This window comes from Burkholderia sp. Ac-20344 (assembly GCF_017104975.1).
In the GTDB taxonomy this organism is placed as follows: Bacteria; Pseudomonadota; Gammaproteobacteria; order Burkholderiales; family Burkholderiaceae; genus Burkholderia.
The window spans coordinates 1-18,276 of the sequence record NZ_JAAGPP010000160.1; the positions used below are offsets into that span (position 1 = coordinate 1).

Below are 18,276 nucleotides of genomic sequence, written 5' to 3' on the forward strand. Positions count from 1 at the left end.
CCCGCAGCCGCGCATAGAGCGGCGCGCCGGTCGCGCGCAGCCGCAGCGCGACGATCGCATCGAGCCGCGCGGCATCGCGCAGCGGCATCTCGGTCGCATCGAAGATCTCGTCGATATGGCGCGGTTCGCGCAGCGCCGGCAGCGCGTCGCGTGCCTGCCGGTTCGCGGCGACGATATTGCCGCATTCGTCGAACGCGATCAGCCACTCGGGCTGCGCTTCGACGTAATGACGATTCGGATGCCCGAACAGGATCCAGTGCTGCGCGGTGCTGTGCACGAAGTAGCCGTCCTCGATCAGCGCCGCGCTCTGCCGCACGAGCTGATAGACGAGACGCTGGCTGTCGCGGCCGTCGGGCGAATGGACGGCCGACGCGTCGAGCACGCCGATCAGCTCGCCGCCCGGCGAGAAGATCGGCGCCGCACTACAGGTGAGCGTCGTGAATGCCGCGCGGAAGTGATCGGTCTTGTGCACGGTGATCGGCGCGAGATCGGTCAGCACGTTGGCGACACCGCAGGTGCCTTCCTCGCTTTCCGACCAGCACGAGCCGATGTGCAGCCCCGCATGGCGGAAGTCGTTGCGGCGCTCGCGGTCGATCCGGTAGTCGATCGTCACGCCGTGCGCGTCGGTCAGCATCACGCAGTAGTCGGCGACGCGGATCATGTCGTGCAGCCGCGTCAGGCACTGGCCCGACGCGCGCAGGAAGGCCTCCTCCTTGTCGCGCACTTCGCGCAGCTCGGCCGCGGTCAGCACGCGCGGGCCGATCGACGAAGCGGGGTCGAGACGGTAGCGCTCCAGCGACCGTTGCCACGACGACACGAGGCGCGTGGATTCGGCCGGCGCGGGCAGGCGTCCGGCGAGCGCGCCGAGCACGCGGTCGGCGTGCTGGGCCTGGGGGACGGCATAGGGCATGGTCGGCTCCGGTTCCGTACGGCGGGGAATGCGATGTTCTTGTAGCACATCCCGTTCGACGGATCACATTGCATCGCAGCACGCAGCGGGCATGAGACGTTCGTCTCACCGGTATCGCGGGCCGTCTCGTGACGTTGAGACGCGTTCATCTGCGACATGCGCAGACCGTCCGGTGTGACGCGACATGCGCGGTGCCGCGATGCCGCGGGGTTTGCGGGCGAAACGGCACGCTTGCGCCGGCGTCGCGATGGTCGTTTCGTTATATCGGCGGGGTGAGACGAGCGGGCCGGATTGCCGCGCGCTCCGTCCTTCCAGCGGCGAATCCGGAGCACCGGCATATCCGCCGCGTCAGCGTTCACAAGGGTTTCACGTTCATCGCACACACGATGGCACGCCGCTTGCAGAGATCACGGGCAAGTCGGCGCGGTCGCGTCGACGACGATCCGCCGCCCGGCGATGGCAGCGGACGAGACAGGCAGGGCCGCGACGCACATCAATGCGTCGCGGCCGGCCAACTGGATGGAGACAAACCCGTGACGACGCCCGTTACCGTCGGCGTGATCGCGAACCCCGCATCGGGGCGCGACATCCGCCGTCTCACGACGCATGCATCCGTGTTTCCGACGGCGGAGAAGGCGAACATGATCGTGCGCCTGCTGGCCGGCCTCGGCGCGATGGGCGTCGAGCGCGTGCTGACGCTGCGCGACCGGACCGGCATCGCGACGCTGCTGCTGCGTGCGCTCGACACGCATCGAGCGGTCGCGCCGCACGAGCGCTGGCCCGAGGTCGAATTCGTCGACCTGCCGATCACCGACACCGTCGCCGACACGCAGGCCGGCGCCGCGTACCTGCACCGGGTGGAAGTCGCGCTGATCGTCGTGCTCGGCGGCGACGGCACCCATCGCGCCGTCGCCGCGCATTGCGGCGCGACGCCGCTCGTCGCGCTGTCCACCGGCACCAACAACGCATTTCCCGAACATCGCGAAGCAACCGTCGCCGGCGTCGCGGCAGGACTCGCCGCGACCGGCGCGGTGCCGGCCGAAGTCGCGTTCACGCGCAACAAGCGGCTCGTCGTGCGCTGCGTGGCGGGCGCGCAGCCGGGGCGCGAGGAGATCGCGCTCGTGGACGTGTGCGCCGCGCGGCAGCGTTTCATCGGCGCCCGCGCGATCTCGGGATCCGACGACATCGATTCGCTCTACCTGACGTTTGCGGAACCGGACGGGATCGGCCTGTCCGCGCTTGGCGGCGCGTGGGCACCGCTCGAACGCAGCGCGCCGCACGGGCTCGCGATGCGCTTCGCGGCCGGAGGCAAGACGGCCGGCACGCCGCTCGTCGCGCCGATCGCACCGGGCCGCGTCGATCGCGTCGTGATGCGCAGTTGCGAGCGGCTCGAGCCGGGCGCATGGCAGACGATCCCGTTCGAGCGCGGCACGCTTGCGTTCGACGGCGAGCGCGAGATCGAGGTCGCGCGCGGCGATCGCTACGAGATCTCGCTCGACTGGCACGGGCCGCTGACGGTCGACGTCGGCCGCACGCTGCGCCACGCGTCGTCACGGCAACTGCTGCGCGATGCCGGCGCGTGGCGCGAATGAGTCCCGGCTTTCCCGGCCGACATTTCGAAATCCATAACGATCATCAAGGAGACATCGCCATGACTGCTTCACTCGAAGGACAGGTCGCCATCGTCACAGGCGGCGCGCGCGGTATCGGCCGCGGCATCGCGCTGACGCTTGCCGGCGCGGGCGCCGACATCCTGCTGGCCGACCTGCTCGACGACGCACTCGATGCCACCGCGCGCGAGGTGCGCGCGCTCGGCCGCCGGGCGGCGGTCGCGAAGGTCGATGTCACGCAGGCCGCGCAGGTCGACGCGATGGTCGCACAGGCGCTCGCCGACCTCGGCCGGCTCGACGTCCTCGTGAATTGCGCGGGCGTGATCAGCATTCATCCGGTCGGCGAACTGACCGAGCGCGACTGGGATTTCGTGATGGACGTGAACGCGAAGGGCACGTTCCTCGGTTGCCGCGCGGCGCTCGCGCCGCTGAAGGCGCAGGGCCGTGGCCGGATCATCAACGTCGCGTCGATCGCCGGCAAGGAAGGCTTTCCGAATCTCGCGCACTACAGCGCCTCGAAATTCGCGGTCGTCGGTTTCACGAATGCGCTCGCGAAGGAGGTCGCGCGCGACGGCGTGACCGTCAATGCGATCTGCCCCGGCATCGTGCGTACCTACATGTGGGACCGGCTGTCCGACGAATGGAAGACCGAGGGCGAATCGGTCGAGGAGTCGTGGCAGCGGCACCAGTTGACGCTGATTCCGCAGGGCCGCGCGCAGACGCCGGAAGACATGGGCCGGCTGGCGCTGTTCTTCGCGACGATGGACAACGTGACGGGCCAGGCCGTGAACGTCGACGGCGGCTTCACGTTCCATTGACGGCCCCAGGCCGAGCAATCCGTCGCCGCGGCCCGGCCGAGGCGGCATTCGCAGTCAGACCTACCCAGGAGACACACATGACCGTTTCGACACAGCTCAGCAGGGACAAGCTGCTGGACGCCTACCGGCTGATGCGCACGATCCGCGAATTCGAGGAGCGCCTGCACGTCGAATTCGCGACCGGCGAGATCCCCGGTTTCGTTCACCTGTACGCGGGCGAGGAGGCGTCCGCGGTCGGCACAATGCTGCACCTCGGCCTCGACGACTACGTCGCGACCACGCACCGCGGCCACGGCCATTGCATCGCGAAGGGCGTCGACGTGCACGGGATGATGGCCGAGATCTACGGCAAGAAGACGGGCGTCTGCCACGGCAAGGGCGGCTCGATGCACATCGCCGACCTGGCGATGGGCATGCTCGGCGCCAACGGGATCGTCGGCGCGGGCGGCCCGCTCGTCTGCGGTGCGGCGCTCGCGGCGAAGCACAGGAAAACCGGCGGCGTCGGCGTGTGCTTCTTCGGCGATGGCGCATCGAACCAGGGCGTGATCTTCGAATCGATGAACCTCGCGTCGGTGTGGCGGCTGCCCGCGATCTTCGTGGCCGAAAACAACGGCTACGCGGAAGCGACGTCGTCGAGCTGGTCGGTCGCGACCGACAACATCGCCGATCGCGCGAACGGGTTCGGGATGCCGGGCGTGATCGTCGACGGCTTCGACTTCTTCGCGGTGCACGAAGCGCTCGGCGAGGCCGTCGAGCGTGCGCGCAACGGCGGCGGCCCGACGCTCGTCGAGGTGAAGTTCACGCGCTATTTCGGCCACTTCGAAGGCGATGCGCAAACCTATCGCGCGCCCGGCGAGGTGCAGAAGTTGCGCGACGAGAAGGACTGCCTGAAGCATTTCGAAACGCGCGTCGTGCGGGCCGAAGCGCTGACGACCGCCGACCTGCGCGCGGTCGATGCACAGGTGAACGCGCTGATCGATGACGCGGTCGCGCAGGCCAAGGCCGCGCCGGTACCCGATGCGGCCGACCTGCTGACCGACGTCTACGTGTCGTACCCGTGAGCGCGGCCTGACACCGCGGCCGGCACGGCGAACCGAACATTCCAGGAGACAGACATGGCAAGGAAGATCACTTATTCGCAGGCGATCAACGAGGCGCTCGCGCAGGAAATGGCGCGCGACGACAGCGTGATCGTGATGGGCGAGGACAATGCGGGCGGCGCGGGTGCGCCGGGCGAGGACGACGCGTGGGGCGGCGTGCTCGGCGTGACGAAGGGGCTGTTCCACAAGTTTCCGGGCCGCGTGCTCGATACGCCGCTGTCGGAGGGCGGCTACATCGGCGCGGCGGTCGGCGCGGCCGCGTGCGGGATGCGGCCCGTCGCGGAGCTGATGTTCATCGATTTCATGGGCGTGTGCTTCGACCAGATCTTCAACCAGGCCGCGAAGTTTCGCTACATGTTCGGCGGCAAGGCCGTGACGCCGGTCGTGATCCGCGCGATGTACGGCGCCGGGCTGCGCGCGGCCGCACAGCATTCGCAGATGCTCACGTCGCTGTTCACGCACATTCCGGGGCTGAAGGTCGTGTGCCCGTCGACGCCGTACGACGCGAAGGGGCTGCTGATCCAGGCGATCCGCGACAACGATCCCGTGATCTTCCTCGAGCACAAGCTGCTCTATACCCGCGAAGGCGACGTGCCGGAGGAGTCCTATGCGATTCCGTTCGGCGAAGCGAACGTGATGCGCGACGGCGACGACGCGACGATCGTCACGTACGGCCGGATGGTGCACCTCGCGATGGACGCGGCCGCGAAGCTCGCGAAGGACGGCATCCAGGTCGACGTGATCGACCTGCGCACGACGTCGCCGCTCGACGAGGAAACGATTCTCGAAAGCGCGGAGCGCACCGGGCGCGTGGTGGTCGTCGACGAAGCGAACCCGCGCTGCTCGATCGCGACCGACATCGCTGCGCTCGTCGCGCAGCGCGCGTTCCATGCGCTGAAGGCGCCGATCGAGCTCGTGACCGCGCCGCATACGCCCGCGCCGTTCGCGAGCGTGCTGGAAGACCTGTATATCCCGTCCGCCGATGCGATTGCACAGGCGGTCCTGAAGACGAGGAGCTGACACGATGTCGATTCACATGATCACGATGCCCAAGTGGGGGCTGTCGATGGAGCAGGGGCAGGTCAACGGCTGGCTGAAGGCGCTCGGCGAACGCGTGACGAAGGGCGACGAAGTGCTCGACGTCGAGACCGACAAGATCTCGTCGGGTGTCGAATGCGCGTTCGACGGCACGCTGCGCCGGCAGGTCGCGCAGGAGGGCGAGACGCTGCCGGTCGGCGCGCTGCTCGGCGTCGTCGCGGCCGCCGATGCGAGCGATGCCGACATCGACGCGGCGATCGCCGATTTCCAGCGCGATTTCGTGCCGAGCGCGGCTTCCGACGAAGCCGCGGGCCCGCAGCCCGAAAAGGCGCAGATCGGCGGCCGGACGGTGCGCTTCCTGAAGCTCGGTGAAGGCACCGGCACGCCCGCCGTGCTGATCCACGGCTTCGGCGGCGACCTGAACAACTGGCTGTTCAATCACGCGGATCTCGCCGCACACCGGACGGTGTGGGCGCTCGACCTGCCCGGTCACGGCGAATCGGGCAAGGCGGTCGAGACGGGCAGCCTCGACGAACTGGCCGACACGGTGCTCGCGCTGCTCGATGCGAAGGGCATCGACCAGGCCCACCTGATCGGCCATTCGATGGGCGGCGCGGTCGCGATGGCAGCGGCCGAGCGCGCACCGCAACGCGTCGCGTCGCTGACGCTGATTGCGAGCGCGGGGCTCGGCACCGACATCAACCGCGCTTACATCGACGGCTTCGTCGCCGGCAACAGCCGCAATACGCTGAAGCCGCACCTCGGCGCGCTGTTCGCTGACAACGCGCTGGTGACGCGGCAACTCGTCGAGGATCTCGTCAAGTACAAGCGGCTCGAAGGCGTGCAGGCGGCGCTGGAAAAAATCGCGAATGCCGCGTTCGACGGCGCCGCGCAGCGGCGCGTGTTCCGCGACCGGCTCGCGTCGCTTGCGCCGCGTACGCTCGTGATCTGGGGCGAGCGCGACCAGGTGATCCCGGCGCAGCACGCGCAGGGTTTGCCGGATGGCGTGCGTGCCGAGGTGATCGCCGGCAGCGGGCACATGGTGCAGATGGAGGCGGCCGCCGACGTGAACCGCCTGATCGTCGCGTTCCTCGGAGGCTGACGATGGCCGCCGCGCTCGAACGACCCAGCCTCACGGCGCTCGGCCAGCCGGGCGCGCGAAGCCGCGACAAGCTCGCGCGCATTCCGGTGCGCGTCGAGCCCGCAGCTGGCGCGGCGTTGCCGAAGCCGCCGTGGCTGCGCGCGCGGCCGATGATGAGCGCGGCGGTGGCCGACATGGCGGCCGTGCTGCGCGACCATCGGCTGCATTCCGTCTGCGAGGAGGCGATGTGTCCGAACATCGGCGAATGCTTCGCGCAGCGCACCGCGACCTTCATGATCATGGGTGGGCTGTGCACGCGACGCTGCCCGTTCTGCGACGTCGCGCACGGCCGTCCCGAGCCGCTCGATCCCGACGAGCCGGCGCGGCTGGCCGACGCGGCCGCGGCGCTCGGATTGCGCTACGTCGTGATCACGTCGGTCGACCGGGACGACTTGCGCGACGGCGGCGCCGCGCATTTCGCCGCGTGCATCGCGGCGGTGCGCGCGAGCGTGCCGGGCATCGGCGTCGAAGTGCTGACGCCGGACTTCCGCGGCCGCGTGGCTCGCGCGCTCGATGCGCTGTCGACGGCCTGGCCCGACGTGTTCAACCACAACATCGAGACGGTGCCGTCGCTGTATCGCGCGGCGCGGCCGGGCGCCGACTATCGCGGCTCGCTCGAGTTGCTTGCGCAGGCGAAGCGGGCGCGGCCGGGACTGGTGACGAAATCGGGGTTGATGCTCGGGCTCGGCGAGTGCGACGACGAAGTGCGCGACACGCTGCGCGACCTGCGTGCGCATGACGTCGACGTGCTGACGCTCGGCCAGTATCTCGCGCCGTCCGCACACCATCTGCCCGTGCGGCGCTACGTGAGCCCGGACGCATTTGCCGCGTGGCGCGACGAGGCGCTATTGCTCGGTTTCAGGGAAGTCGTTGCCGGTCCGCTCGTGCGGTCGTCCTATCACGCGGCCGACGTGCTGGAGGACACGTAGCGGGCGATGCGTCAGACGGACGCGGCGGCGTGCGCGCGACTGACGCGGCGCAGGTACAGCACGAGCCCGGCGCCCGCAAGCATCAGGCTGATCGTGTTCGCGAACCAGAAGCCGCGCGCGCCGGTCAGCCATGCGGGCGCGATGCCGCCCACGTCGAAGCCGAGCGCGTAGCCGCCGCTGAGCCCGACGCCCCACAGCGCGACCGCATAGATCACGGTCGGCACGACCGCGACCTTGTACGCGCGCAGCACGAACGCCGACGTGACCTGCAGCGCATCGAAGACGTGGTAGCACGCGACGATCGCGACGAGCGGCATCGCAGCCGCGGCGACGGCCGGGTTCGGCGTATAGCCGCCGATGATCAGCGGACGCAGCACGAACACGAGCAGGCCGTAGGTCGCGGCAATGCCGCACGCGAAGATCACGCTGTGCCGGCCGAGCAGCCGGGCTTCTTCGGGCCGTCCGGCGCCGAGCGCGCGCGCGACCAGCGTCGAAGCTGCCACGCCGATCGACAGCGGCGTCATGTACAGCACCGCGCCGATATTGCCGGCGATCTGGTGGCCGGCGAGCGTCGTCGTGCCGAACTGCGCGATGAACAATGCCATGCACGTGTACGACGTGACCTCGATCAGGTACGACAGGCCCATCGGCACGCCGAGTTTCAGGATCGCCTTCTGGCGTTCCCAGACCGGCCAGCAGAAGCGCGAGAAGATCGCGAGCGGCGCGAACACGTCGAGCTTCGCGAGCAGCGTGTAGCCGATCAGCGCGAGCGCCCAGTTGATCAGCGTGCTCGCGAGCCCGCAGCCGGGGCCGCCGAGGGCCGGCACGCCGAACCCGCCGAAGATGAACCACACGTTGAGCGGAAACTTGAGCAGCAGTGCGCCGATCTGCAGGATCATCGCGAGGCGCGGCTTGCCGGCCGCGTTGGTCAGCGCGTTGTAGATACGGAAGACGAGGCTGGCGGGCAGCCCGTATGACAGGATGCGCAGGTAGTCGACGGTGCGGTCGTGCAGCGCGGCGGGCGTGTGCGCGACGCGCAGCAGCGGTTCGGGAAAGTGCAGCAGGAGAAAGCCGGGCACCGCGAGCAGCAGCGCGAGCCACAGCGCCTGGCGCACTTCCTCGCCGATCTCGGCATAGCGCCGCGCGCCGTACAACTGTCCGGTGATCGGCTGCAGCGCGGACAGGATGCCCGTCAGGCCGATATAGATCGAGATGTAGATCGACGAGCCGAGCCCGAGCGCGGCCAGATCGACGGCCGAGTAGCGCCCGACCATCGCGGTGTCGATCACGCCGAACGCGATGATCGCGAGCTGGCCGACGAGCACCGGCCACGCGAGACCGACGATCCGGCGGATGTCGCCGAACATCGTCAATCGGCCGGCTGGCGGCGCGGCGGACGCCGCTTGACAGGCGTCTTCGGCCGTTCGATGCGCTCGTACAGACGGAAGCGCTCGTCGCGGTCGGCGACACGGCGGCCTTCCCATACGAGACGCCACACGTATTGCGACATCGAGCTCGGCTCGCCGAAGTCCGAGCGGTCCTGACGCAGGATCACGTCGCAGTCGCCGGAGAAATCGAAGCGCATGTTGCCGAAATACGCGAAGGTCGCGATCTGCGCGTCACCGAGCCGCACGGGCGAGATGCACTCGTAGTCGGACGGCAGGTGCACGGCGATCTGCTGGGCGACATCGCGATAGGTCCGGCCGTAGTTGACGATCGGCAGCCACAGCGTCATCAGCAGCACCCACATCAGCGTGGTGCCCGCACCCGACAGCACGACGCTGCGCCACAGCACCTTCGGCTGCCGCGAGACGCGCCAGCGCACGAGGAAGCACCAGCACACGGTGGCGATCACCGCGCAGATGAACGACAGGATCTTGAAATGCGGCTCGTAACCGGGCACGAGACGCGCCAGATTGCGCGCGAGCGGATGCGGGAAGCCCGTGAGCGAGGCGAGCCACACGAGCCACACGAAGGTACCGAGGATCGTGAAGCTCAGCACCGCGAACCAGTCGATCGCGTTGATCGCGCCGCGCTTGAGGGTCGGCAGCGCGAACGTCGCGAGCACCGCGAGCGGCGGCATCAGCAGCATGTACATGCGGTTCGACTGCTGGCTCTGCAGGATCACGAGCGCAACGAGCGGCACGGCGACCGACAGCGGAATCGCGATGTGCGCACGGCGGCGCATGCCGGCCCAACTCCACCACGCCCAGATCGCGAGCGGCCACGCGGGCCACGTGAACAGCGGCAGGTTCTTTGCCGCATAGCCGAGCACCGCGGTCGGCGGGCCTGAAAAGCGCATCAGGCTGCCGTGGATCCACTGGTTGAAGAACCATGCGGCATCGTCGGGCGCCGCGACGAACGCGGCCAGCGGCCACAGCGCGAAGATCGCGGCCGCGAGCGGCACGCCGACGAGCGGCAGGCGCAGGTTGCGCATCTCCGGCGTAACGAGCCACAGCACGGCCGTGCCGGTGAGCAGCGCGACGACCAGTACCGGATTGCCGGACAGCGCGACGAGGCCGATCGCGAGGCCCCACCACAGCGCGCCCTGCATCGGCTTGTCGATGCCGCGCACGATCCCGTAGACGAGCATCGCGATCCACGCGAACTGCGCGAGCTGCGGCGTCGTTTCGTGCCCGCGTTCCGCGAGGCCGAAGCAGGCGACGAGAACCAGCAGCGCGCCGTCGGCGAGCGTGCGGCCGTAGTCGCGCGGCTCGGGTTCGCCGCCGAACGCGTATTTGAACGGCTGGACTTCGGCACGCCGGCCGAGCAGGTAGGCCGCGTACCAGACGAATGCGCACGCGACGCAGAACAGCACGCCGGTATCGACGCGCGATGCGTTGCTCGCATCGACCCACGGGCCGAGGCCGCGGATCGACAGTGCGCCGAGCCAGTAGCCGAGCGGCCCGTCGGTCGTGATGAACTTGCCGACCAGGTTCGGCAGCAGCCAGTCGTGCCAGCCGCCTTTGGCCATCGTCCACATCACGCCAAAGCCCGCCGCGTCCTCGTTCTTCCACGGATCGCGGCCGAACAGGCCGAACGCGGCGTAGACGAAGCAGAGGGTAAGCAGCAGCCAGCGCGGCAGCGCGCGTGTGGCGGAGGCGGTGAGACGGACGACAGGCTTCATGCAGATGAGCGATTTGTTATGGGCGGGTGGCCGGCGCGGTTGCGCGCGGTGGAGCCGGTTTCGAGCATCCGGCATTGTAGACGCGCCCGCTGCTGCGCGTCAGGTCGATGCCCGGGCACCGGCTGGCGCCTGCCGGGCGAGCAGAGACAAAAAAGGGCAGCCTGGGCTGCCCTTTTTTGCGGGACCGGTGCAATGCAACCACCGGATACGGTGCGAAGCTTACTTCGCGACCTTGCCGCTGGCGCGTGCGCCGAACTTGTTCTTGAACTTCTCGACACGGCCTGCCGTGTCCATGATCTTTTGCTGACCCGTGTAGAACGAGTGCGATTCCGACGACACTTCGATCTTGGCGAGCGGGTAGGTCTTGCCGTCGAGTTCGATGTTTTCGCGCGTCTGGATCGTCGAGCGCGTGATGAACTTGAAGCCGTTCGACATGTCTTGGAAGACGACTTCGCGGTAGTTCGGGTGGATGCCTTCTTTCATGGTCTTTCCTTGGTGAGAGCGGTAGCCAACCCGCCGCTTGCCGTGCCGGCGCGCGCATATTGCGCAAACCAGACGACGCCAAGCCCGGCGCGAGCCACTTGCCTAAGGTCGAAAAACGGCGATTATGCCAGAAAATCAGATGGTTGACGAATAATTTTCACGGTGCGTCGAGCGCGCCGGTGCCGGCCGGATCCTGCCGGTAGTAGCGTGCGAGCAACCGGTACAGCTCCGGAAATTCGGACTCGAACGCTTTCGGCCGGACGAACAGCGCTTCGCTGCATACCGCGAAGAATTCGGACGGGTGGTCGGCCGCATACGGGTCGATCAGCGAGTCCCGCTCGAAGCGCGCCCACGCGCGGTCCGGCACCGCGTCGACGCGTGCGCAGAACTGGTCGTACGCGTGCTCGAACACGTCGGCCCAGGCCTGCGCATCGAGATGCGGCGCGTGCCAGCGGCGAAAAAGGGGCGGATAGCCGTCGGCCGCGCCGTTGACCATGTCGATCTTGTGCGCGAACTCGTGGATCACGACGTTGTATGCGTCGCGGCCGTCGGTCATCTGCGCGTCTTCCCAGGACAGGATCACGGGGCCGCCTTCCCAGGCCTCGCCGCTCGCATCCTGCTCGACTTCGTGGACGACACCGTCCTCGTCCTGCACCGTCTTGCGGATCACGAATTCGCCCGGATACACGACGACGCCGACCCAGCCGTCGTACAGCGACAGGTCGAGATTCAGTACGGGCAGGCAGGCCTGCGCGGCGATCGCGACGATCATCGCATCGGTCAGCTCGAGCCCGTGCGCGGTCGAGAACGATTTCTTCGCGACGAACAGGCTCGTCAGTTCACGCAGCCGGCCGAGCGCGTCGGGCGGCAGCGCCGCGAGGAACGGCAGGCGCTCGACGGTGTCCTGCCACAGCGCGTCCGGGATCGGGTGGCTGCGCAGCGCGCGGTTGCGCCGGCGGTCGTCGAACCAGCGGGTCAGTTTCGAGAGCATGAAGGCGGTTCGCGGAAATCCAAAGCCTGTCTTTTAACTCAATCGATCTCTTTTTGCCATGCCGCGAAGAGGCCGCCGACGAGCGCCACGCCCGCCAGGAAGTAAAAGCCGTCGAGCGATGCGAGGAACGACGCCTGTTGCGCGACCATGCGCGCGATCGACGCGATCGCGAGGCCGTGCGCCTCGTTCAGCGCGTGGCCGGCGGCTGCATAGCTGCGCGTCAGCGCATCGACGGTTTGCTGGAACAGCGGATCGAACACGTTCGTGCGCTCGACGAGCCGTGTCTGGTGCACGGCCACGCGGTGCTGCTCGACGATGATCACCGACGACGTCGCGAACGAGATCGTCAGTTGCCGCACGATGTTCTTCAGCCGGTAGCCGTGCGTGTATTCGTCGATCGCGAAGATCCGGAACGTCAGGTTGGCCACCGGCAGCACGATGAAGAGCAGCAGCAACCCGCGCAGCAGCAGCGGGACGATCAGCGCGGCTTCGCCGACCTGCGGCGTCATTCGCGTCATCCATAGCGCGGCCGTGATGGCGATCGCGAACCCCGGCACGACGAACCACTTCTTGTGGGTAACGAATTTCGCGTACCGCAGGTACGCGAACAGCGCGGTGGCCGAAATCAGCGACAGCGTGCCCACCAGACGCCCGGCGTTTTCGACCGGATAGCCGAGCCCGCCTTCGAGAAACCGCGACGTCAGGTAGCTGAAACCGGTCGACTCGTAGTAATAGAACATGTAGAGCAGCAGCCCGACCTGAAACGTCCGTTCGCGGAACGCGTGCAGGCGCACGAGCGGCGTCGGATGGTTCCACTGGTGATACGCGAACCACGCCAGCGCGCCGATCCCGGCGATCGTCAGCAGGATCAGCATCGGCGAGCCGCTGTAGAGCTGGTAATGCACCTGCTGCAGCACGATCTGCAGCGCGCCTTGCGCGAGCGCGAACACGACATACGGCCAGAAGTGTCCGGAACCGCGTTCGTCGTCGGGTGTCCGGCCCGAATCGGGCAGCGTGAGCAGCGCGAGGATCGCGAACGCGATGCCGGCCGGCGCCGTGCACGCGAACAGCGCACGCCACGTCGAATGCGCGACGAGCAGGCCGCCGGCGATCGGCGCGAGCGCGCTGCCGAGCAGGATCATGATCAGGAACGCGCGTGTCGCGGGCGGTCGTTCCTGCGGCTTGAAGCTGATCTGGATCAGGATCCGGCACGCGCCCATCATCGGGCCGATGAAATATCCCTGGAAGCCGCGCGCGAACGCGAGTTCGAGCGACGTGTCGGCGAGCGCGGCCGCGATCGCGCCGAACGAGAACATCAGCATGCAGCCGGCGACGTAGCGGCGATGGCCGAGCCGGTCGACCCACCATTGCTGCTGCAGGATGCCGAGCACGGCCGTGACCGCGTAGGCGCTCGACGACCACACGAGTTCGTCGGGCGATGCGTTGATGCCGCCCGCGATGTAGCTCGCGAAGAACGAGAAGATCGCGTTGTCGAAGTAGTCGATGCCGGTGACGAGTGCGAGCGCCCACGGGAACAGGTCCGCGCGCAGGCTCACGCGGCTCCACGGCGGCGAGCGACCGGGCATCGCGTTCATTCGCGAGCCTTGCGCGCGCGCCGCGCGCCAGCTTCGGCCTGCCGCTGCGCGATCAGCGCATCGGCGTTTTCGCCGGCAAGACGCCGATCGACGTAGTCGATGTCGTGCTGCAGTTCCTTGCGCAGCGCGACGGCTTCCTTCAGTTCGCGCTGGACGGCCGCGATCCGCCGGTCGATCGTGTCGATCTGCTCGGCGAGGCCGGTGCGGATGTCGCGCAGCGACGCGTCCGAATAGCGGCGCCGGCCGTCACCCGTTTCTTCCAGCGGGCGCTTCAGCATCTCGGTGATGCCATGCAGCGAGAAGCCGAGCGCGCGCAGCCGCAGGATGCGTGCGAAGCGCTCGAGGTCGGCTTCGTCGTAGAGGCGGTAGCGGCCTTCGCTGCGCGACGGCGTGACGAGCCCGCGCTCTTCGTAATACTTCAGCGTGCGTGGCGTGACGCCGAGCCGCGATGCGGCATCGCTCACGGTCAGCAGCGGGGTGGAGGCGTCGTTCGGCATCGGGAGGGGGATTCAGTTTGGGCGATGATGCGATTATAGATCAACCTGTACGTTCACGTTCAGGTTGACACCGAAAAACGGCCGCCGGGCAGGATGCGCGGGCGGCCGTTTTTCTGGTGCGGGGCGGGGGAGATCAGCCGCCGCGGCGCATCAGGTCGAAGAACTCGGAGTTGCTCTTCGTCTGGCGGATCTTGTCGAGCAGGAATTCCATCGCTTCGACTTCGTCCATGTCGTGGATGAACTTGCGCAGCACCCAGATCTTCTGAAGGATCTCGGGCTTGATCAGCATTTCTTCGCGACGCGTGCCCGACTTGTTCAGGTTGATCGACGGATACACGCGCTTTTCTGCGAGACGGCGCTCGAGGTGCACTTCCATGTTGCCGGTGCCCTTGAACTCTTCGTAGATCACGTCGTCCATGCGGCTGCCGGTTTCGATCAGCGCGGTGCCGATGATCGTCAGCGAACCGCCTTCCTCGATGTTGCGCGCCGCGCCGAAGAAGCGCTTCGGACGCTGCAGGGCGTTCGCGTCGACACCACCCGTCAGCACCTTGCCCGATGCCGGGATCACGGTGTTGTATGCGCGTGCGAGACGCGTGATCGAGTCGAGGAGAATCACGACGTCGTGCTTCATTTCGACGAGGCGCTTGGCCTTCTCGATCACCATTTCGGCGACCTGGACGTGACGCGTGGCCGGTTCGTCGAACGTCGATGCGATCACTTCGCCGGCGACCGAACGCTGCATTTCGGTCACTTCTTCGGGGCGCTCGTCGATCAGCAGCACGAACAGGATCACGTCCGGGTGGTTCTGCTTGATCGCATGTGCGATGTGCTGGAGCATCACGGTCTTGCCCGACTTCGGCGACGCGACGAGCAGGCCGCGCTGGCCCTTGCCGATCGGCGCGATCATGTCGATGATGCGGCCCGTGACGTTTTCCTCGCCGCGCATTTCGCGTTCGAGCGACAGCGGCTTGTTCGGGTGCAGCGGCGTGAGGTTCTCGAACATGATCTTGTGTTTCGAGGCCTCGGGCGGCTGCCCGTTGACTTTGTCGACCTTCACCAGCGCGAAGTAGCGCTCGCCGTCCTTCGGCGTGCGGACTTCACCTTCGATGGTGTCGCCGGTGTGCAGGTTGAAGCGGCGGATCTGCGACGGGCTGATGTAGATGTCGTCGGTGCTCGCGAGGTACGACATTTCCGGCGAGCGCAGGAAGCCGAAGCCGTCCGGCAGCACTTCGAGCGTACCGTCGCCGAAGATCGTCTCTCCCGTCTTGGCGCGCTTTTTAAGAATGGCAAACATCAACTCCTGCTTGCGCAGGCGGTTCGCGTTTTCGATCTCGAGGCCATTGGCCATTTCGATCAGTTCGGACACGTGCAGAGACTTGAGCTCGGATAAATGCATACGGAGAACCCGCCAGGGAGGAGACGACGAAAGAAATAAAGGGAGGAGGGCGAGCGGAAGCGCTCAGAGACTTAAATGCGTCTTGTAGACGTTTTTTAATTCTAGCATAGGCCGATTCGCGCTTGAGCGAGCGATCGGCGGCTTGACGGCGGACGTGTTGCCGGTTGACAACACGTCCGCGGAACGGCCGGTATTACAGGTGGCTGTCCAGGAATGCGGTGAGCTGCGACTTCGACAGCGCGCCGACCTTCTGCGCAGCGGCCGCGCCGTTCTTGAACAGGATCAGCGTCGGGATGCCGCGCACGCCGAACTTCGCGGGCGTGGCCTGGTTGTCGTCGACGTTGATCTTCGCGATCTGCAGCTTGTCGCCGTAGTCCTTCGCGACTTCGTCGAGGATCGGGGCGATCATCTTGCACGGGCCGCACCATTCGGCCCAGAAATCGACGAGCACGGGCTTGTCGGACTTGACGACGTCCTGTTCGAACGATGCGTCGCTGATGTGTTTGATCTGTTCGCTCATTGGGTCAATACCTCTTACGGTTCGGGGACTGCCTGCTTGCGCGTTGCGGCGTACCGGCCGCCGTTGGCGGCCGGCCGCTGCGGCAGGTCACTCCGCTCTCCGGAAAGGAGGGGTGTAAGCGCTGCATGCCGCGGCTCGCGGGTCGTTCGGGCGTCATATTAGCCTAAATTGCTATCTGCTGCGGGCGGCGATAGTAGCCGCTACGCGAGTAGGGGTACGACGCGACGTTCGACCGTTGTATCCGGCAGGTGGAGGCCGGCCCGCAAAATACAAGGGGTGGGTGCGCGTGCAATTCAATTCGGGTGATCTTCGTGCGGCCCGGTGCGCGCCGGTTTGTCGGGTCATATTCGCATTGATGCGAACAAACGGTCGCATTCATCGGGAAGCAGTGATAGAATATGCCGTGACGGGCCTCCTCGCATGGTGGGGCGGTGAACCTGGTCAGGTCGGGAACGAAGCAGCCACAATCGTTTTCCGCCAGTGCCGAGGGTTGGGCTCGTCACCTTCCTTCTCGCCCCATTCGCCGGGCGTTTTTTATTTCTGCACCACACTTCGTTTTGCCTGCGCGTTGCCTGTCTTCCGCACCGTTTCGCGTGTCGGCGCGACGCAGCGTTACTGATACAATTTCCCGATGACCTATCAAGTTCTCGCACGCAAGTGGCGTCCGAAGGATTTCGCTTCGCTCGTCGGCCAGGAGCACGTCGTCAGGGCGCTCACGCACGCGCTCGACGGCGGGCGTCTCCATCACGCCTATCTGTTTACCGGAACCCGCGGTGTCGGCAAGACGACGCTGTCGCGGATCTTCGCCAAGGCACTCAACTGTGAAACCGGCGTCACGTCGCAGCCGTGCGGCGTGTGTCGCGCCTGTCGCGAGATCGACGAAGGGCGTTTCGTCGATTACGTCGAGATGGATGCCGCGAGCAACCGCGGCGTCGATGAAATGGCTGCGCTGCTCGAGCGCGCGGTGTACGCGCCTGTCGATGCGCGCTTCAAGGTCTATATGATCGACGAAGTGCACATGCTGACGAATCACGCGTTCAACGCGATGCTGAAGACGCTCGAAGAGCCGCCGCCGCACGTCAAGTTCATCCTCGCGACGACCGATCCGCAGAAAATTCCCGTCACCGTGCTGTCGCGCTGCCTGCAGTTCAACCTGAAGCAGATGCCGGCCGGGCACATCGTGTCGCATCTCGAACGGATTCTCGGCGAGGAGCAGATCACGTTCGAGCCGCAGGCGCTGCGCCTGCTCGCGCGTGCCGCGCAGGGCAGCATGCGCGACGCGCTGTCCCTCACCGACCAGGCGATCGCCTATTCGGCGAACGAGGTGACCGAGTCGGCCGTGTCGGGCATGCTCGGCGCGCTCGACCAGACTTACATGGTGCGCCTGCTCGACGCGCTTGCCTCGGGCAGCGGCCCGGAAATCCTTGCGATTGCCGACGAGATGTCGCTGCGCAGCCTGTCGTTCTCGACCGCGCTTCAGGATCTCGCGAGCCTGCTGCACCGGATCGCGTGGGCGCAATTCGCGCCGGGCTCGGTGCTCGACGAATGGCCCGAAGCGGGCGACCTGCGCCGCTTCGCCGAAACGCTGAGCCCCGAGCAGGTCCAGTTGTTCTATCAGATCGCGACGGTCGGTCGCGCCGAGCTCGGCCTCGCGCCGGACGAGTACGCCGGTTTCACGATGGCGCTGCTGCGGATGCTCGCGTTCGAGCCGGCTGCTGCGGCCGGCAGTGCGCCGGGCGGCCAGCCGTCCGTGCCGCGCGCGGTGCCGAGTCCGCGCGTTGCAGCGGCGTCGGCCGCTGCGGCGAAGCCGGTAGCGGCTGCACCTGCCGAAGCAGCGCGGCCGCAGGTTGCCGCACCGGCTGCGCCCGCAGCGCCGGTCGTGCGTGCAGCGCTGGTGCCGTCCGGCGACGAAACAGGCCAGCCTGCCGTGAAGCCGGCTGCCGTCCGGGCAGCCGCGCCGGCCCCGGTTGACGCGCCAGTCATCGAAACGCCGCAGCCGCTCGCGGCTGCGGCAACGCAAGCAGAGCCGGCCGACGACAGGCCGACACCCGTCCGCAAGGAACCCGAGCCGCCTGCTGCCGTTGCGCAGCGAAGCGACGAACCGGCTGCGCCGGCCGAGCC

The 18,276-nt window shown here is 67.3% G+C and carries 16 protein-coding genes and 1 other RNA gene; 8 read left to right on the top strand and 9 right to left on the bottom strand.

Annotated elements, in window-relative coordinates:
• Positions 1-910: GAF domain-containing protein (locus tag G3N64_RS33145; RefSeq protein ID WP_205787930.1), on the bottom strand; the 910-nt coding region annotated here is incomplete at its 3' end.
• Between the two features lie 533 nt (positions 911-1,443).
• Here G3N64_RS33145 and G3N64_RS33150 point away from each other — a divergent pair.
• From G3N64_RS33150 to lipA, 6 genes are all read left to right on the top strand, one after another.
• Positions 1,444-2,502 carry an NAD(+)/NADH kinase gene (locus G3N64_RS33150; RefSeq protein WP_205787931.1) on the top strand — a complete coding sequence of 353 codons (1,059 nt, stop codon included), beginning with the start codon at positions 1,444-1,446 and terminating at the stop codon, positions 2,500-2,502.
• Between the two features lie 59 nt (positions 2,503-2,561).
• Entirely contained in the window at positions 2,562-3,338 is a 777-nt protein-coding gene (locus tag G3N64_RS33155; protein WP_205787932.1) for an SDR family NAD(P)-dependent oxidoreductase, read from the top strand.
• 77 nt (positions 3,339-3,415) lie between these two features.
• Entirely contained in the window at positions 3,416-4,399 is a 984-nt protein-coding gene (locus tag G3N64_RS33160) for a thiamine pyrophosphate-dependent dehydrogenase E1 component subunit alpha (RefSeq protein WP_205787933.1), read from the top strand.
• 54 nt (positions 4,400-4,453) lie between these two features.
• Positions 4,454-5,458, top strand: coding sequence for an alpha-ketoacid dehydrogenase subunit beta (locus tag G3N64_RS33165; protein ID WP_048021073.1), 1,005 nt, complete (start codon positions 4,454-4,456; stop codon positions 5,456-5,458).
• 4 nt (positions 5,459-5,462) lie between these two features.
• The gene (locus G3N64_RS33170) at positions 5,463-6,578 is read left to right on the top strand and encodes an acetoin dehydrogenase dihydrolipoyllysine-residue acetyltransferase subunit (RefSeq protein ID WP_205787934.1); all 1,116 of its coding nucleotides are present in this window, start codon (positions 5,463-5,465) and stop codon (positions 6,576-6,578) included.
• Positions 6,579-6,580: 2 nt separating this feature from the next.
• Positions 6,581-7,546 (top strand): lipoyl synthase, encoded by a 966-nt coding sequence (gene lipA, locus G3N64_RS33175; protein ID WP_205787935.1) that lies wholly within the window; start codon positions 6,581-6,583, stop codon positions 7,544-7,546.
• 11 nt (positions 7,547-7,557) lie between these two features.
• Here the strand turns inward: lipA and G3N64_RS33180 are convergent, their stop codons facing one another.
• The 8 genes from G3N64_RS33180 to trxA all read right to left on the bottom strand — a co-directional run bounded on the left by G3N64_RS33180 (position 7,558) and on the right by trxA (position 16,155).
• A complete protein-coding gene (locus G3N64_RS33180; protein WP_205787936.1) occupies positions 7,558-8,913 on the bottom strand; it encodes an MATE family efflux transporter in 1,356 nt (451 codons plus the stop codon).
• 2 nt (positions 8,914-8,915) lie between these two features.
• On the bottom strand, positions 8,916-10,748 hold the full coding sequence (locus tag G3N64_RS33185; protein WP_205787937.1) for a glycosyltransferase family 39 protein: 1,833 nt from the start codon (positions 10,746-10,748) through the stop codon (positions 8,916-8,918).
• A gap of 144 nt (positions 10,749-10,892) precedes the next feature.
• Positions 10,893-11,156 carry a type B 50S ribosomal protein L31 gene (locus tag G3N64_RS33190; protein WP_205787938.1) on the bottom strand — a complete coding sequence of 88 codons (264 nt, stop codon included), beginning with the start codon at positions 11,154-11,156 and terminating at the stop codon, positions 10,893-10,895.
• A 157-nt stretch (positions 11,157-11,313) separates the two neighbouring features.
• Positions 11,314-12,147, bottom strand: a complete 834-nt coding sequence (locus tag G3N64_RS33195) for a M90 family metallopeptidase (RefSeq protein WP_205787939.1) — start codon at positions 12,145-12,147, stop codon at positions 11,314-11,316.
• 38 nt (positions 12,148-12,185) lie between these two features.
• The gene (locus G3N64_RS33200; RefSeq protein ID WP_205787940.1) at positions 12,186-13,742 is read right to left on the bottom strand and encodes an MFS transporter; all 1,557 of its coding nucleotides are present in this window, start codon (positions 13,740-13,742) and stop codon (positions 12,186-12,188) included.
• On the bottom strand, positions 13,739-14,239 hold the full coding sequence (locus G3N64_RS33205) for a MerR family transcriptional regulator (protein ID WP_205787941.1): 501 nt from the start codon (positions 14,237-14,239) through the stop codon (positions 13,739-13,741). The genes G3N64_RS33200 and G3N64_RS33205 overlap by 4 nt, the downstream gene beginning before the upstream one ends.
• Positions 14,240-14,372: 133 nt before the next feature.
• Entirely contained in the window at positions 14,373-15,635 is a 1,263-nt protein-coding gene (gene rho, locus G3N64_RS33210; protein ID WP_006478662.1) for a transcription termination factor Rho, read from the bottom strand.
• 193 nt (positions 15,636-15,828) lie between these two features.
• Positions 15,829-16,155 carry a thioredoxin TrxA gene (trxA, locus tag G3N64_RS33215; protein WP_006402348.1) on the bottom strand — a complete coding sequence of 109 codons (327 nt, stop codon included), beginning with the start codon at positions 16,153-16,155 and terminating at the stop codon, positions 15,829-15,831.
• A 405-nt stretch (positions 16,156-16,560) separates the two neighbouring features.
• Between trxA and ffs the strand changes: the two genes are divergently transcribed.
• Together ffs and dnaX are read left to right on the top strand one after the other, a co-directional pair.
• An RNA gene (ffs, locus tag G3N64_RS33220) (signal recognition particle sRNA small type) lies at positions 16,561-16,659 on the top strand.
• Positions 16,660-16,786: 127 nt separating this feature from the next.
• Positions 16,787-18,276, top strand: a 1,490-nt coding sequence (dnaX, locus tag G3N64_RS33225) for a DNA polymerase III subunit gamma/tau (protein ID WP_205787942.1), incomplete at its 3' end; no start/stop codon positions are given.

Bases quoted from the DNA above. Each gene is read 5' to 3' on its own strand.
- trxA (WP_006402348.1), bottom strand. From the start codon at position 16,155: ATGAGCGAACAGATCAAACACATCAGCGACGCATCGTTCGAACAGGAC.
- G3N64_RS33155 (WP_205787932.1), top strand. From the start codon at position 2,562: ATGACTGCTTCACTCGAAGGACAGGTCGCCATCGTCACAGGCGGCGCG.
- G3N64_RS33200 (WP_205787940.1), bottom strand. From the start codon at position 13,742: ATGAACGCGATGCCCGGTCGCTCGCCGCCGTGGAGCCGCGTGAGCCTG.
- G3N64_RS33195 (WP_205787939.1), bottom strand. From the start codon at position 12,147: ATGCTCTCGAAACTGACCCGCTGGTTCGACGACCGCCGGCGCAACCGC.
- G3N64_RS33165 (WP_048021073.1), top strand. From the start codon at position 4,454: ATGGCAAGGAAGATCACTTATTCGCAGGCGATCAACGAGGCGCTCGCG.
- G3N64_RS33170 (WP_205787934.1), top strand. From the start codon at position 5,463: ATGTCGATTCACATGATCACGATGCCCAAGTGGGGGCTGTCGATGGAG.
- lipA (WP_205787935.1), top strand. From the start codon at position 6,581: ATGGCCGCCGCGCTCGAACGACCCAGCCTCACGGCGCTCGGCCAGCCG.
- G3N64_RS33160 (WP_205787933.1), top strand. From the start codon at position 3,416: ATGACCGTTTCGACACAGCTCAGCAGGGACAAGCTGCTGGACGCCTAC.
- G3N64_RS33180 (WP_205787936.1), bottom strand. From the start codon at position 8,913: ATGTTCGGCGACATCCGCCGGATCGTCGGTCTCGCGTGGCCGGTGCTC.
- rho (WP_006478662.1), bottom strand. From the start codon at position 15,635: ATGCATTTATCCGAGCTCAAGTCTCTGCACGTGTCCGAACTGATCGAA.
- G3N64_RS33185 (WP_205787937.1), bottom strand. From the start codon at position 10,748: ATGCCGGATGCTCGAAACCGGCTCCACCGCGCGCAACCGCGCCGGCCA.
- G3N64_RS33190 (WP_205787938.1), bottom strand. From the start codon at position 11,156: ATGAAAGAAGGCATCCACCCGAACTACCGCGAAGTCGTCTTCCAAGAC.
- G3N64_RS33205 (WP_205787941.1), bottom strand. From the start codon at position 14,239: ATGCCGAACGACGCCTCCACCCCGCTGCTGACCGTGAGCGATGCCGCA.